14 protein-coding genes are annotated in these 13664 nt (G+C 70.5%); 6 read left to right on the plus strand and 8 right to left on the minus strand.

All coding sequences use genetic code 11. The annotated features are described in order from the left end of the window. Positions 1-38 precede the first annotated feature (38 nt). A complete protein-coding gene (cobT, locus tag FHW79_RS00940) occupies positions 39-1067 on the minus strand; it encodes a nicotinate-nucleotide--dimethylbenzimidazole phosphoribosyltransferase (RefSeq protein WP_109070746.1) in 1029 nt (342 codons plus the stop codon). Positions 1068-1241: 174 nt separating this feature from the next. Here cobT and cobS point away from each other — a divergent pair, with 174 nt between their 5' ends. Genes cobS through FHW79_RS00955 form a run of 3 tightly spaced genes read left to right on the plus strand, consistent with a single transcriptional unit; the run spans position 1242 to position 3190 of the window. Then, a complete protein-coding gene (cobS, locus tag FHW79_RS00945; RefSeq protein ID WP_183177262.1) occupies positions 1242-2021 on the plus strand; it encodes an adenosylcobinamide-GDP ribazoletransferase in 780 nt (259 codons plus the stop codon). Next, positions 2018-2644, plus strand: a complete 627-nt coding sequence (locus tag FHW79_RS00950) for a histidine phosphatase family protein (RefSeq protein ID WP_183177263.1) — start codon at positions 2018-2020, stop codon at positions 2642-2644. Before cobS ends, FHW79_RS00950 begins: the two co-directional genes overlap by 4 nt. Before the next feature lie 36 nt (positions 2645-2680). Beyond that, positions 2681-3190 (plus strand): pyridoxamine 5'-phosphate oxidase family protein, encoded by a 510-nt coding sequence (locus FHW79_RS00955; RefSeq protein WP_014239309.1) that lies wholly within the window; start codon positions 2681-2683, stop codon positions 3188-3190. 149 nt (positions 3191-3339) lie between these two features. Here FHW79_RS00955 and FHW79_RS00960 read toward each other — a convergent pair whose 3' ends face one another. From FHW79_RS00960 to FHW79_RS00970, 3 genes are all read right to left on the minus strand, one after another. Then, complete coding sequence (locus FHW79_RS00960) at positions 3340-4467, minus strand: UDP-3-O-(3-hydroxymyristoyl)glucosamine N-acyltransferase (RefSeq protein WP_183177264.1); 1128 nt, start codon at positions 4465-4467, stop codon at positions 3340-3342. A gap of 80 nt (positions 4468-4547) precedes the next feature. Continuing rightward, positions 4548-5384 (minus strand): ABC transporter permease, encoded by an 837-nt coding sequence (locus FHW79_RS00965; protein WP_051657739.1) that lies wholly within the window; start codon positions 5382-5384, stop codon positions 4548-4550. Next, positions 5371-6183: an ABC transporter ATP-binding protein gene (locus FHW79_RS00970; protein WP_183177265.1), complete on the minus strand. Its 813-nt coding sequence runs from the start codon at positions 6181-6183 to the stop codon at positions 5371-5373. The genes FHW79_RS00965 and FHW79_RS00970 overlap by 14 nt, the downstream gene beginning before the upstream one ends. 110 nt (positions 6184-6293) lie before the next feature. On the opposite strand from FHW79_RS00970, the gene FHW79_RS00975 reads away from it, so the two are divergent. Both FHW79_RS00975 and FHW79_RS00980 read left to right on the plus strand, forming a co-directional pair. After that, positions 6294-7634, plus strand: coding sequence for an ActS/PrrB/RegB family redox-sensitive histidine kinase (locus tag FHW79_RS00975; protein ID WP_183177266.1), 1341 nt, complete (start codon positions 6294-6296; stop codon positions 7632-7634). Positions 7635-7648: 14 nt separating this feature from the next. Then, positions 7649-8233, plus strand: coding sequence for an ActR/PrrA/RegA family redox response regulator transcription factor (locus FHW79_RS00980; RefSeq protein ID WP_014239303.1), 585 nt, complete (start codon positions 7649-7651; stop codon positions 8231-8233). 88 nt (positions 8234-8321) lie between these two features. On the opposite strand, the gene FHW79_RS00985 is transcribed toward FHW79_RS00980, so the two are convergent. From FHW79_RS00985 to FHW79_RS01000, 4 genes are all read right to left on the minus strand, one after another. Continuing rightward, positions 8322-9290 carry a DMT family transporter gene (locus FHW79_RS00985; RefSeq protein WP_183177267.1) on the minus strand — a complete coding sequence of 323 codons (969 nt, stop codon included), beginning with the start codon at positions 9288-9290 and terminating at the stop codon, positions 8322-8324. A gap of 70 nt (positions 9291-9360) precedes the next feature. Beyond that, on the minus strand, positions 9361-10119 hold the full coding sequence (locus tag FHW79_RS00990; RefSeq protein WP_183177268.1) for an AraC family transcriptional regulator: 759 nt from the start codon (positions 10117-10119) through the stop codon (positions 9361-9363). 80 nt (positions 10120-10199) lie between these two features. After that, entirely contained in the window at positions 10200-10391 is a 192-nt protein-coding gene (locus FHW79_RS00995; RefSeq protein WP_183177269.1) for a DUF2892 domain-containing protein, read from the minus strand. A 76-nt stretch (positions 10392-10467) separates the two neighbouring features. After that, the gene (locus tag FHW79_RS01000) at positions 10468-11184 is read right to left on the minus strand and encodes a Crp/Fnr family transcriptional regulator (protein WP_247884106.1); all 717 of its coding nucleotides are present in this window, start codon (positions 11182-11184) and stop codon (positions 10468-10470) included. A 277-nt stretch (positions 11185-11461) separates the two neighbouring features. Here FHW79_RS01000 and FHW79_RS01005 point away from each other — a divergent pair, with 277 nt between their 5' ends. After that, positions 11462-13660 (plus strand): GNVR domain-containing protein, encoded by a 2199-nt coding sequence (locus FHW79_RS01005; protein ID WP_247884107.1) that lies wholly within the window; start codon positions 11462-11464, stop codon positions 13658-13660. Positions 13661-13664: the final 4 nt, after the last annotated feature.

Below are 13664 nucleotides of genomic sequence, written 5' to 3' on the forward strand. Positions count from 1 at the left end.
GGGGGAGGGCCGGGGTGGGGGCAAGGCCCCCCTGCCCCTCACACCCCCCGGGTGCTGACGCCCGCGTCGGCGAAGGTCGCCATGCCGGCGTGGCAGGCGCAGGCCGACTTCACGATGTTGATCGCCAGCGCCGCGCCCGAGCCCTCGCCCAGGCGCATCCCCAGATCGAGCAGCGGCTCCTTGCCGATGGCGGCGAGCAGATGGTCGTGGCCCGGCTCGACCGAGCGGTGGGCGACCATGCAATGGTCGAGCGCCCGGCGGTCGGCCTTGAACAGCACCGCCGCCGCCGCCGTGCAGGCGTAGCCGTCGAGCAGCACCGGCACCCGCGCCATGCGGGCGGCCAGGATGGCGCCGGCGATGGCCGCCAGCTCATAGCCGCCGAAGCAGCGCAGCGCCTCGAACGGGTCGTCCTTGGCCTGCGGGTTGGCGGCCAAGCCGGCCTCGACGGCGGCGACCTTGCGGGCCAGCCCCTCGTCGTCCACGCCGGTGCCGCGGCCCGTCCAGTCCTTGGCCTCGCCGCCGAACAGGGCATGGCAGAGCGCCGCCGCCGCGGTGGAGTTGCCGATGCCCATCTCGCCGAGCGCCAGAAGCTGGACGCCCGTCTCCACGGCCATCATGCCGTAGGCCATGGCCTGGCAGCAGTCCTCCTCACCCATCGCCGGTCCTTCGGTGAAGTCGGCGGTGGGGGTGTCCAGGTCCAGCTCGTAGACGCGCAGGTCGGCGTCGGCCACCTCGCAGAGCTGGTTCACGGCGGCGCCGCCGTTCTGGAAGTTCTGGACCATCTGGGCGGTCACCGCCGCCGGGTAGGCCGAGACGCCGCGGGCGGCGACGCCGTGGTTGCCGGCGAAGACGGCGACGCGCGGGCGGCGCACTTCCGCCGGGTGCTGGCCCTGCCACGTCGCCATCCACTGGGCGATCTCCTCCAGCCGGCCGAGCGCGCCCGCCGGCTTGGTGAGCTGCCGTTCGCGCTGGAGGGCCGCCGTGCCGGCGTCGAGGTCCGGCCCCGGCAGGTTGCGCACCAGCGCACGGATTTCCTCGAAGGTGATGGCGGGCTGCGTGTTGCTCATGGCGAAGGGTCCTGGCGCTGACGGCAGAGGATGTGATCGGGAAGCGATGAAAAAAGCGGCGCGACCTTGGACCATTCCCGATCCGCTGTCAAAGCGCCTCTCGTCCGGTCTGTCATCCGTTGCTGGGCTGTTATCCGTTGCGGCGGGCCTGGCGTTGCCGTACTCCGAAGCGCCATGTCCGCAGATTCCCCCGCCCCGTCCCTCTCCCGCTGGACCGCCGATCTGGCGCTGGCCGTCGTCTTCCTGACGCGGTTGCCCCTGCGCCTGTCCGGCCCGCTGGCCGGGGACGCCCACGCCCGCGCCATGGGCTGGTTCCCCCTGGTCGGCGCCGGTGTCGGGCTGTGCGGCGGGGCGGTCTACGGGGTGGCAGCGCTGGCCCATCTGCCGCCGCTGCCGGCGGCGCTGCTGGCGCTGGGCGCCATGGTCTGGCTGACCGGCGCCCTGCACGAGGACGGGGCGGCGGACGTCGCCGACGGATTCGGCGGCGGGCGCGACAAGGCCCGCAAGCTGGAGATCATGCGGGACAGCCGGGTCGGCAGCTACGGCGTGCTCGCCATCACCTTTTCGGTCGCCGTCCGGGCCTCGGCGCTGGCGGCGCTGGCCGAGCCGAGCCTCGTCATCCCCGCCCTGCTCGCCTCGGGCGCCCTGTCGCGCGGCGGCATGGCGGTGATCGCCCGCGTCATGGACCCGGCCCGCGCCGACGGCCTCGCCGCCCGGCAGGGGCGCCCGTCGCCCGGCACGGTGGCCCTGTCGCTCGTGCTGGCGCTGGCCGTGGCCGTGGCGGCGCTGAAGGGCCTGGCCGTTGCCGCGATCCCGGCCGCGATTCTGGGGGGCGTGGCGGTGGCGTGGCAGGCGCGGCGCCAGATCGGCGGCCACACCGGCGACGTGTTCGGCGCCGCCCAGCAGGTGGCGGAGGCCGCGATTCTGCTCACCCTCGCCGCGACTGTTGCATGAAAAACACTCGCTGGTGGCTCATCCGCCACGCTCCCGTCCCGAATCCGGGCAAGGTGATCTACGGGCGGAGCGATCCCGCCGCCGACACCGGCGATTCCGACGCGCTGGCGGCGCTGGCGGCGCGGCTGCCCGCGCAGGCGGTCTGGGTGACCTCGCATCTGCGCCGCACCCGGCAGACGGCCGCGGCGCTGCGCCTGCCCGGCAGCGACATGGCGCTGGTCGAGCCGGCGCTGGCCGAGCAGGATTTCGGCCGCTGGGAAGGGCTGTCCCACGACGAGGTGGCGGCGCTGCATCCCGAGGAGACCCGCCGCTTCTGGAGCGATCCCGCGGCGGAGGCCCCGCCGGAGGGCGAGAGCTTCGCCGCGGTGATGGAGCGGGTGGCCGGCGCCGTCGCGCGGCTGACCGACCTCTACGCCGGGCGCGACATCGTGGCGGTGATCCATGGCGGGTCGATCCGCGCGGCGCTGGCGCTTGCCCTGGACCTGACGCCTCAGGCGGCGCTGCGGCTGGCGGTGGCGCCGCTCTCGCTGTCGCGGATCGACCATTACGGCAGCGACGAAGGCGGTTCGTGGTCGGTCGCGGCCCTGAACGCGCTCGGAACCTTTCCGGGCAGAGGGCGTTGACCGGACTCCGTTGGGCTACCAATAGAGGGTCAGACCATGGCAAGAAGCGCTGACGATCGCGAGGCCGCCGAGAAGCTCTGGGGCATGATCAAGGGCGTCCGCATCTGCATGATGACGACGCTGGACGAGAACGGCATTTTGCACTCCCGCCCGATGGCCACCCTGCCGCACGCGGGATTCGACGATGGAACCTTGTGGTTCTTTACGCGGGCCGACTCGCCGAAGGTCCATGAACTGAAGACGCATTGGCGCGTCAACCTCTCCTACGCCGATCCCGACAAGCAGGATTACGTGTCGGTGTCCGGCGTGGCGGAGACGGTGCGCGACCGCGACAAGATCCGCTTCCTGTGGCGGGACATCCTGTCCACTTGGTTCCCGCAGGGGGTGGACGACCCCGATCTCGCGCTGCTGAAGGTCAGCGTCGATCAGGCGGAATATTGGGACAGCCCGTCGAGCGCGATGGTCTACGCCTACGGCTATGTGAAGGCGAAGATCACCGGCGAGCCGCCGAAGCCGGGGGATCACGCGAAGATCGCGTTCCAGTAAGGGCATGAAAGGGGCAGTCTTTGCCCCCACCCTTCCCATGCTTCGCATGGGCCCCTTCCCTCCCCCGCTATCGCAGGAGAGGGAGCTTGATCCCCTCCCCTGCGAAGCGGGGGAGGGTCAGGGAGGGGGCAATCAGGCCCCCATCCCTCTCACTTCTCCTCGACCGCCGGCTTCCCGCCACCATCCAGCGCCCCGACCCGCTTCTTCAGGTCGGTCACGTCCGCGTGCATCCGCTTCAGCCGGGCCAGCCCCTTGTACTGGTCGAAGGCGCGGTCGCGCGGCACCGCCGGGTAGCCCATGTAGACGGCCTTCGCCGGGATGTCCGTCCCCACGCCGGAATTCGCGGCCACCACCGCGTCGTTGCCGATCTTCACATGGTCGGCCACGCCGACCTTGCCGGCCAGCACCACGCGGTCGCCGATGGTCGTGCTGCCGGCGATGCCGACATGGCCGCACAGCATGCAGTTGGTGCCGATCTGCACGTTGTGGCCGATCTGCACGAGGTTGTCGATCTTGGTGCCGGAGCCGATGCGGGTCGCCGTTATGGTGCCGCGGTCGATGGTTGCGTTCGCCCCGACCTCCACGTCGTCGCCGAGGATCACCGTGCCGATGGAGTTCACGCGGTGGATCAGCACGTTGGTGCCGACCACCTTGCCCGTCGCCTTGGCCGATTCGACGCTGCCCGGCTCCGGCGTCACGAAGCTGAAGCCGTCGTTGCCGACCGCGGCGTTGGGGTGGATGATGCAGCGCTCGCCCATCACCACCCGCTCGCCGATGCGGGCGCCGGGGTGCAGCAGGCAGTCCTTGCCGATCACCGCCTCCGCCCCGACCGTGGCGTGGGGCATGACGATCACGCCCTCGCCCAGCACCGCCCTCGGCCCGACATAGGCGAAGGGACCGACCGACACGCCCGTCCCCAGGATGGCCTCCGGCGCCACGAAGGCGGCGGGGTGGACCCCCGGCTCGGCGTGGACCGGCTTCTCGAAGACGGTGGTCAGGCCGGCCATGGCGAAGCGCGGGCGCTTCACGACGATCCAGCCCTTCAGATTGGCCGGCACCTCCGCCCCCTCCGCGATCACGGCGGCGACGGCCCGGCCGTTGGCCAGCAGCTCCGTCAGGCCCTTTTCCATGGCGAGCGCCAGATCCTCCGGCCCCTCGGCCTCCGACGGGTGGACGGCGCGGGCGATGCGCAGGGTGCCGTCGCCCTCCAGCGCCGCGCCCAGGGCGGCGGCGATCTCGGCGAGGGTGACCGGGGCGGCGGGGGAAACGGGGGTCATGGCGGCGCTCTGGCTGTCGGTCCGAAGAGGCCGGGACGCTACCACGGCGGGCCGGTGCTGGCGAGGGCCGGCGCTTTTTGTCATTCCCCGGTCTGCAGCAGCGCCCCGCGCACCCGCGCCTGGTGGAAGGAATAGAGGAAAGCGGCCGTGCACAGCCCCATGAACAGCGCGTTCAGCCCCACCGCCCAGGCCAGATGGTCCCAGCGCATCGTGCCGTCGAACAGGATGGCGCGCATCCCCTCGAAGACGTGGGCGGAGGGCAGCGACAGGGCGACCCATTGCAGCCAGCCCGGCAGGACGCTGACCGGGTAGTAGACGGCGCTGACCGGGGCCAGCATGAAGACCACGATCCAGGCCAGCCCTTCCGCCCCCATGCCGTAGCGCAGGATCAGCGCCACGATGACCAGCCCCAGCGACCAGCCGAAGACGATCAGGTTGGCGAAGAAGCCGGCCAGCGGCAGCCCGAGGTCGAACAGCGAATAGCCGAACAGCGGAATCGCCAGCAGCGCCGCCGGCACCACGCCGATGACGGTGCGGATCAGGCTCATCCCGAACAGCGCCGCCACCCATTCGCCGGGGCGCAGCGGGCTGACGAAGAGGTGGCCGAGGTTGCGCGACCACATCTCCTCCAGGAAGGACACCGACACGCCGAGCTGGCCGCGGAACAGCACGTCCCACAGCAGCACCGCGCTGACCAGCACCCCCGCCCCCTGCGCCACCCAGGCGCTGGAGGAGGCCATGAACTGGTTGATGTAGCCCCACAGGATCATCTGCATGGTCGGCCAGTAGGCCAGCTCCAGGAAGCGCGGCCAGGAGCCGCGCAACAGATACCAGTAGCGCAGCACCATCGCCCCGACCCGGCGCAGCGAGAAGGCCGGATTCGGGTGAACCATCGCAGCGGCGTCACTCGGCAGCATCGGCAGCCTCCCGCCGGTCGTCCCGACTGGCGTCTTCCCCATTGGCACGGTCGCGGGCAATGTCGAGGAACACGTCCTCCAGCGAGGTCCGGCCGTAGCGGGCCAGCAGCCCCGACGGCGACCCGCGGTCGACGATCCGCCCCTGGCGCATCATCAGCACGTCGTCGCACATCCGCTCGACCTCCAGCATGTTGTGGGAGGCGAGCAGGATGGTGGCCCCCGACTCCAGGCGGTAGCGCTCCAGATAGGTGCGGATCCAGTCCGCCGTGTCGGGGTCGAGCGAGGCGGTCGGCTCGTCCAGCAGCAGAAGCTCCGGCCGGTTGAGCAGCGCCTTGGCCAGCGCCACCCGCGTCTTCTGCCCGGCCGACAGCCCGCCCGAAGGACGCTCCAGGAAGCGGGTCAGCTCCAGATGCTCGGCCAGCTCCTCCACCCGCCGCTTCACCCCCTTCAGCCCGTAGAGATGGCCGTAGACGGTCAGGTTCTCCCGCACGGTCAGCCGGTGCGGCAGCTCCACATAGGGGGAGGAGAAATTCATGCGGGGCAGCGCCGCGTGGCGGTGGCGCACCATGTCCACCCCCAGCACCTCCACCGTGCCGGAGGTCGGCAGCAGCAGCCCGAGCAGCATGGAGATGGTCGTCGTCTTGCCGGCCCCGTTGCCGCCGAGAAGCCCGGTGACCGACCCCGCCGCGACGGTGAAGGAGATGCCGTCCACGGCGGTGACCTCGCCGGACCGGGCGGTGCCGTAGCGTTTGGTCAGGGTCTCGACCCGGATGGCGTGCTGTTTTGCGCATTGATCCATAGGCGGAGAATATGGCCGCTTGGCGCGCAAACGCCAGAGTGGCAAAACAGCACCCGAGCCATTCGATGTGACGCCGCGGGAAGAGCGGCCTTTCCGGAAAGTCCGTCCCCATGACCGTCGGTTCCGCAACCGCCGCCTCCTCCCTTCGCCACGCCATGACCCAGGCCGGCCGGCCGGGTCCGGCCCAGTGGACCAACCTGGACGGGCGCGTCACGCTGCGCACCCTGATCCTGATCCGCTGGATCGCCGTGATCGGGCAGCTCGCCACCGTGGCGACGGTGCAGCTCGTCATGGGCTTCCCGCTGCCGCTGGGGCCGGTGCTGGCGGCGATCGGGGCCTCGGTGCTGCTGAACCTCGTGGCGATGGCCCAGCGCGGCGGGCGGCTGCGGCTGGCCGACCGGGACGCGGCGCTCTATCTCGGCTACGACATGCTGCAGCTCACGCTGCTGCTCTATCTGACCGGCGGCCTCGCCAACCCCTTCGCCATCCTGCTGCTGGCCCCGATGACCGTGGCCGCGGCGATCCTGTCGCGCTACAGCGTGGTCCTGCTGACCGGCCTCAACCTCGTCTGCCTGACCGTGCTGGCGATGTGGCACTTCCCGCTGCCCTGGCCGGAGCCGATGCCCTCGGTCGCCCCGCTCTACGCCTTCGGCATCTGGCTGTCGCTGTCGGTGTCGGCCGGCTTCATCAGCGGCTACGTCTTCCGCGTGGCGGAGGAGGCGCGGCGCTTCGCCAACGCCCTGTCGGCCTCGCAGGTGGCCCTGGCGCGCGAGCAGCGGCTGTCCTCGCTGGGCGCGCTCGCCGCCGCCGCCGCGCACGAGTTGGGGTCGCCGCTCGGCACCATCGCGGTGGTGGCGAAGGAGCTGCTGCACGACATGCCGCCGGACAGCCCCTTCACCGAGGACGTGGCGCTTCTGCAAAGCCAGGTGATGCGCTGCCGCGAGATCCTGGCGGAGCTGGCCCGCAAGCCGGAGGCCGACGGCGGCGACCCGTTCGAGCGGCTGCCGCTGACCGCGCTGGTGGAGGCGGCGGGTGCGCCGCACCGGCTGGGCCACATCCAGTTCACGGTCGAGCGCAGCGACGGCTCCGTGGGGGAGGAACCGATCGTCCGCCGCAGCCCGGAGATCATCCATGGCCTGGGCAACTTCATCCAGAACGCCCACCAGTTCGCCGGCGGACGGGTGACGGTCGCCGCCTCCTGGGATGCCCGCTCCGCCACGGTGGTGGTGATGGACGACGGGCCGGGCTATCCCGCCCATCTGCTGAGCCGCATCGGCGAGCCCTATCTGTCGGCGCGAAGCGAGCGTTCTGGCCATATGGGGCTGGGAATCTTTATTGCACAAACGCTGCTAGAGAAAACGGGTGCCCTTGTAGCCTTTAGCAATAACCGTAGCGGCGGCGCGCGAGTTGTCGTACGTTGGGACCGTGGTGTCTTAGAACCAGAGGACTAGTGGTGGATAGCGCGATGACCACGGACGAGAGTCCAACGGGCGAAACCGCCAAGCTGACGTTCACGGGTGACGTTACCCGCAGCCTCCTCATCGTCGACGACGACGCGCCTTTCCGAACCCGCCTTGCGCGCGCCATGGAAAAGCGCGGTTTCAACGTGGTCGCCGTGGACAGCGTGCAGCTCGGCATCGACGTCGCCCAGGAATCGGCGCCGGCCTTCGCGGTGGTCGACCTGCGGCTGGCCGACGGCAGCGGCCTGGACGTGGTCAAGACCCTGCGCGACGCCCGCCCCGACGCCCGCATCGTCATGCTGACCGGCTACGGCAACATCGCCACGGCGGTGGCCGCGGTGAAGGCCGGCGCGGTGGATTACCTGCCGAAGCCGGCGGACGCCGACGCCGTGGAATCCGCCCTGCTGGCCGACGGCCGCCCGCTGCCCTCCCCGCCGGAAAACCCGATGTCCGCCGACCGCGTGCGGTGGGAGCACATCCAGCGCGTGTTCGAGCAGTGCGACCGCAACGTCTCCGAAACCGCCCGCCGGCTGAAGATGCACCGCCGCACCCTGCAGCGCATCCTGAACAAGCACGCTCCGCGCGGCTGATCCCTCTCCTTCCGACACGACAACGCCCCCTCACCACGCCGGTGAGGGGGCGTTGTCGTTTCAAGGCCCGGCCATCCTCAGACCGGCCTCATGCCGGGGCCGGCTGCCGCGCGGCCTCCGGGGACGGCGGCTTCGGACGGTGGGCCGCGACGCAGGACAGAACGCTGCCGGTCACGCAGACGAGGGCGGCCAACTCCATCCCCGTCGGCAGCCGTTGCTCCCACAGAAAGCCATAGAGCAGAGCGAACAGGGTTTCGAACAGGATCATCTGACCGACGAGCGTCAGCGGCAGCAGCCGGCTCATCCGGTTCCACAGGGCGTTGCCGACGATGGAGGCGAGGATGGCCACGCCGGTCACCACGGCGGCGAAGCGCAGCCAGTCCCCGGCGGCGTGGCCGCTCGTGGCGAACAGGAAGGCGGGAACCGCGAGCAGCAGCGCCTGCGCGCCGGTCACCACCCCGGTCAGCAAGCTCCAGTCATGCGCCGAGACATGGCCGAGCCGGGCGAGCCAGCGGCTGTTGCCCACGGCGTAGACCGTCCAGGAGACGAGCGCGCCGACCGCGCAGAGCAGTCCGGTCATCCCAGCCATCGGCATCCCCGTTTTGGCGTCGCCCAATGCGTCGCCCAGCGATTGCCAGCCGATGCACAGGATGCCGGCCGCGCCGAGCAGCAGCGACGGCACGAGCTTGCGGACGGGCACCGCGCCATGATCCCGGCTGCCGATGACGGTGACCGCGACCGGCAGGAAGCCGATCACCAGCGAGGTCATCGCCATCCCGCCCAACTGGACGGCGGTGGCCAGCAGGGCATAATAGAGGATGTTGCCGAGCAGGCTCAGCCACGCCAGCGCCCACCATTCCCGCAGGCCGAGCCCGGCGCGCAGGGTGCGCCATCGCGGCAGCACGAGCAGGACGGCGAACAGGCCATAGGCGAGGTAGCGCCCGGCGGCGAGCTGAAGCGGCGTAAAGGCCGATGCCAGTTCCGGGGCGAGGAAGACCAGCCCCCACAAGGCCCCCGCGACGATGCCGCAGGCGATCCCCAACCACGTCGTGCCCATCCTGGCTCCCAATCCTCACTGGTTTCCGGGGCGAGGATGGCATGGGATGCGGCTGTGGTCTTGTCCCGGGCTACGGACTTTTGTGCCGGGTCTCGCGGCTTTGGCGCCGGTAGGCCGCGGGAGTCAGACCGGTGGCCCGCCGCATCGCCCGTGTGAACGCGCTCTGGTCGGCGTAGCCGGTGCGGTAGGCGATCTCCGCGATGGACAGGTCCGACCGCGCGAGCCACTCGCACGCCCGCTTCAGCCGGACCTCCGCCAGCCACGCGCGCGGGGTGGTGTCCAGTTCGGCGCGGAACAGGGCGTGCAGCCGGCTGACGCTGACGCAGGCCCGCTCGGCCATCGTCTCGGCGGTCCACGGCTTGGCGAGGTCGGGCTCGACCGCGGCCAGCAGGGTTCCGAGGCGCGACCGGGGCCGCGCGGGTTCCTCGGCGAGCGCGTCGAGCAGCAAGGGCACCCAGAGACGGAGGGTATCGGCCGACACGCTGCCGCTGCCCAGCATCAACCCCATGTAGTCGATCAGCTTGCCGGCCACCGGGGTCAGCGCGACGAAGGGATGGCGGATCAGCCGATCGCCGACCGCCGGTTCCAGGAGAACGGGATCGAGGTCCAGGATGAGCGAGCGATTCGGACCCTCGCTTCCCTGGGTGTGCGGGGAGCCGGCTTCGACGAACGCCGCCCGGCACGGCCCGAGACGGCCGCCCTTTCCGGCGATGTCGATCTCCAGGGCGCCATTCAACGGCAGCACGAGCTGAGCGAAATCGTGCCGGTGGGCGCTGTGCGCCGCCCCGTAACTGCGGACATCGATGCTGAGGCGCGGCGATGTGGACATCGCCCTTCTATAACCGAAGTCCGGCGCGCCGGCCACCCGCCGAAAGGGGCGGCGGGGGCGCGGCGCTCCGCCCCCGCCCCTCACTTCTTGACGGGGCAGCTCCGCACGCCGAACAGGGTGTAGGCCGGGCAGAAGCCGACCACCGCGGTCAGCAGCGGGACGAGGCCGATCCAGCCCCACGGGGTCTGCGGACCGACGAAGACGAGGGCGATCAGGATAAGGCCGACGATGGCGCGCAGCGCGCGGTCGATGGTGCCGACGTTGACGGGCATGGATGCACCTTTGGATGTGGGTGGGCGGTTGGTGTGCCCATCCAAGCCCCTTTCCGCCCGCCGGTCTGTGACTCCGTCACACCCCGGCCGTGCGCTCCAGCGCCAGCAGCGCGTCGGGATCGCGCACCCCGACGCGGCCGCGCGACAGCTCCACGAAGCCGCGCCGCTCGAACTCCTTCAACTGGCGGCTGACCACCTCGCGCGCCGTGCCCAGCTCGACGGCCAGCGTCTGGTGGGTGGTGTCCAGCCCGCCGCGCGCGTCGCGGTGGTCGACCAGGAAGCGGGCCAGCCGCAGGTCGATGCGCCCGAAGGCCACCTCCTCCACCAGCATCATCATGCCGAGCAGGCGCGTGCCGAAGGAGGCGAAGACGAAGTCGCGGAACAGGGCGGACCGCGCCAGCAGCTCATGGAAGGTCCCGGCTCCGAGCGCGATGGCCTCCAGGTCGGTTTCCGCCACCCCCTCGGCGCTGTAGTCGGCGCGCGTCATCAGGCAGGCGGTGGTCAGGATGCAGGTCTCGCCCGCTCCGACGCGGTAGAGGACGATCTCCCGCCCGGTCTCGGCGGTCATCTGGACCCGCACCGTGCCGTCGAGCAGCATGAGAAAATTGTGGCACAGGGTGCCGATGCGGAACAGCACCGTGCCGCGCGGCACCGTCATCCGCGCCCCCTGCCCGCGCAAAAGGGCCTGCGCGTCGGGCTCCAGGGCGGACAGCGCCGGAAACGCGCCCGCCCAGGCGTTGTCAGCCTTTTCAACATGGTGCGGCAGCATGCCCGGCCCCCTTCGATCGACCATGACCATTATCCGCGAAGGGGCTTCTCCGGTCCACCCAAAGCACCGTCCCACCCGATGGCGACTCCGGGGAGGGGTACCCAATGAGCGTGTCTTCCCCACCATATGCCCTCCGGGCAGCATGAAACGGCCGGACGGTCGATGACGTTCTAGGCACCGTAACGCCCCGAACGGGGTGCCGTTCGGCATGCGAGGAGGACCCGCTTTGGCCACCCAGGACATTCAGGATCAACCCCAGCGGCGGCAGTCGGCACCGGTCCCGGGACCGGTTTCGTTCGACTTGTCGACCGCGGCGGCCAGCGCGGTGCGCCGCACCACCGGCATGCTGCTGCGCCACAAGCTGCTGATCGGGACGGTGATCGTGCTGGGGACGGGCATCGCGGGTCTCGTCGCCCTGCGCATGACGCCGCTCTACACCGCCCAGACCCTGATCATGGTGGAGCACCGCAAGAACCAGGTGATGAACTACCAGGAGGTCGTTTCCGGCCTGTCGACGGAGCTGGGCGCCCTGCAGAGCGAGGTGGCGATCCTCAAATCGCCCGCCTTCGCGGAGAAGGTGGTCGACAAGCTCGGCCTGATGAACGACCCGGAATTCAACGCGGCGCTGCGGCCGGAGCAGACCAACTGGTTCTACTACCTGAACCCGAAGAATCTGGTGCCGGACTCCTGGTGGAACAGCGCCCGCGGCGACCGCCCCGAGATCGCGCTGAGCCCGGAGGAGAAGACGGCCAACGAGCGGACCTCGGTCGTCAACAGCTTCATCGAAAATCTGGCGGTGCGACCGCAGGGCCGCTCCTACGTCATCGCCGTGGATTTCGACAGCGAGGACCCGCGCAAGGCCTCCCTGATCGCCAACACCATCGGCGAGATGTACCTCGTCGACCAGCTCGACGAGAAGTTCAAGGCGGCCAAGCGCGCCACCGCCTGGCTGGAGGAACGCATCACCGAGTTGCGCCGCGAGGCCAAGACGACCGGCGAGGCGGCGGAGAAGTACCGCGCCGAAAGCGGCCTGACCAACGCCAACGGCGAAACCACCCTGATCGCCCAGCAACTGGCCGAGCTGAACACCAGCTACGTCCTGGCCCGCACCAAGCGGCAGGAGGCGGAGGCCAAGCTGCGCGAAGTCTCCACCCTGGCGCAGAGCCCGCGCGGCGTCTCGGCCATCGGCGACGTGCTGGGCTCCCCCCTGATCCAGGCGCTGCGCCAGCAGGAGGTCGAGCTTCAGCGCAAGATCGCCGACGCCGCCAACAAGTACGGCGCCCGCCACCCGACGCTGACCGCGCTGCAGAGCGAGCTGCGCGACCTGCAGGGCCAGATCAAGGCCGACGTGGGCCGCATCGTCCAGAACCTGAGCAACGAGGTGGAGCTGGAGCGCGGGCGCGAGGCCGCCCTGAAGACCAACCTCGACCAGCTCCAGGCCCAGCGCAACCAGCAGCAGGAATCCAACGTGACGCTGCGCACGCTGGAGCGCGACGCCGAGACCTCGCAGACCATGTACGAGGCGATGCTGACCCGCTTCCAGGAGATCGCCGGCCAGACCGAGATCCAGCAGCCGGACGCCCGCATCGTGTCGGAGGCGGCGATCCCCCTGAACCCGTCGCAGCCCAACAAGAAGATGATCGTTCTGCTCGCTCTGGTCGCCTCGGCCACGCTGGGCGTTCTGCTGGCGATGCTGCGCGAGCAGTCGGAGCGCGGCTTCCGCAGCCCCCACCAGTTCGAAACGGCGACCGGCGTGCGCTCGCTGGGCATCGTCCCGGCGATCGGGCGCCGCCGGCGCGGCACCTCGCCCGCCGCCTACGCCATCGACAAGCCGATGTCGGCCTTCGCGGAGGCGATGCAGAACCTGCGGACCACGCTGCTGCTCGCCAACCCCGACGGCCACCAGCGGGTGATCCTGTTCAGCTCCTCCGTCCCCGGCGAGGGCAAGAGTTCGATCGCCGCGGCCTTCGCCCGCATCTGCGCCAACGCCGGCCAGAAGACGATCATCCTGGACTGCGACATGCGCCGCAAGGGGCTGCACCCGATGCTGGGGCTGGAGAACCGGCACGGCCTGTACGAGGTGCTGTCCGGCGAATGCGCGCCGAACGAGGTGATCCAGACCGACCCGCGCACCGGCCTGCATTTCATCGCATCGGGCCGCGGCTCCGCCCTGCCGCAGGACATGCTGGGCTCCAGCCGGATGCACCAGCTCATCTCGCGGCTGGCGCTGGAGTATGACCGGGTGATCCTGGACAGCCCGCCGGTGCTGGCGGTGTCGGAGGGCAAGCTGCTGGCAGCCCTGGCCGACCAGACGGTCTTCATCGTGCATTGGGGCAAGACCAAGCGGGAAACCGCCATGGCCGGGCTGAAGGAGATCGTCGAAGCGGGCGGCGAGGTCGTCGGCGTCCTGTTCTCCCAGGTCGATATCCGCCGCCACGCCCAATACGAGTTCCCGGACAGCGGGCGCTACCACGGCTACCGCCGCTACTACGCGAACTGACGAC

It is taken from the genome of Azospirillum sp. OGB3 (assembly GCF_014192915.1).
GTDB lineage: Bacteria > Pseudomonadota > Alphaproteobacteria > Azospirillales > Azospirillaceae > Azospirillum.

Coding starts and splice junctions, on each gene's coding strand:
- cobT (WP_109070746.1), bottom strand. CDS start 1,067: ATGAGCAACACGCAGCCCGCCATCACCTTCGAGGAAATCCGTGCGCTG.
- cobS (WP_183177262.1), top strand. CDS start 1,242: ATGTCCGCAGATTCCCCCGCCCCGTCCCTCTCCCGCTGGACCGCCGAT.
- FHW79_RS00950 (WP_183177263.1), top strand. CDS start 2,018: ATGAAAAACACTCGCTGGTGGCTCATCCGCCACGCTCCCGTCCCGAAT.
- FHW79_RS00955 (WP_014239309.1), top strand. CDS start 2,681: ATGGCAAGAAGCGCTGACGATCGCGAGGCCGCCGAGAAGCTCTGGGGC.
- FHW79_RS00960 (WP_183177264.1), bottom strand. CDS start 4,467: ATGACCCCCGTTTCCCCCGCCGCCCCGGTCACCCTCGCCGAGATCGCC.
- FHW79_RS00965 (WP_051657739.1), bottom strand. CDS start 5,384: ATGCTGCCGAGTGACGCCGCTGCGATGGTTCACCCGAATCCGGCCTTC.
- FHW79_RS00970 (WP_183177265.1), bottom strand. CDS start 6,183: ATGGATCAATGCGCAAAACAGCACGCCATCCGGGTCGAGACCCTGACC.
- FHW79_RS00975 (WP_183177266.1), top strand. CDS start 6,294: ATGACCGTCGGTTCCGCAACCGCCGCCTCCTCCCTTCGCCACGCCATG.
- FHW79_RS00980 (WP_014239303.1), top strand. CDS start 7,649: ATGACCACGGACGAGAGTCCAACGGGCGAAACCGCCAAGCTGACGTTC.
- FHW79_RS00985 (WP_183177267.1), bottom strand. CDS start 9,290: ATGGGCACGACGTGGTTGGGGATCGCCTGCGGCATCGTCGCGGGGGCC.
- FHW79_RS00990 (WP_183177268.1), bottom strand. CDS start 10,119: ATGTCCACATCGCCGCGCCTCAGCATCGATGTCCGCAGTTACGGGGCG.
- FHW79_RS00995 (WP_183177269.1), bottom strand. CDS start 10,391: ATGCCCGTCAACGTCGGCACCATCGACCGCGCGCTGCGCGCCATCGTC.
- FHW79_RS01000 (WP_247884106.1), bottom strand. CDS start 11,184: ATGGTCGATCGAAGGGGGCCGGGCATGCTGCCGCACCATGTTGAAAAG.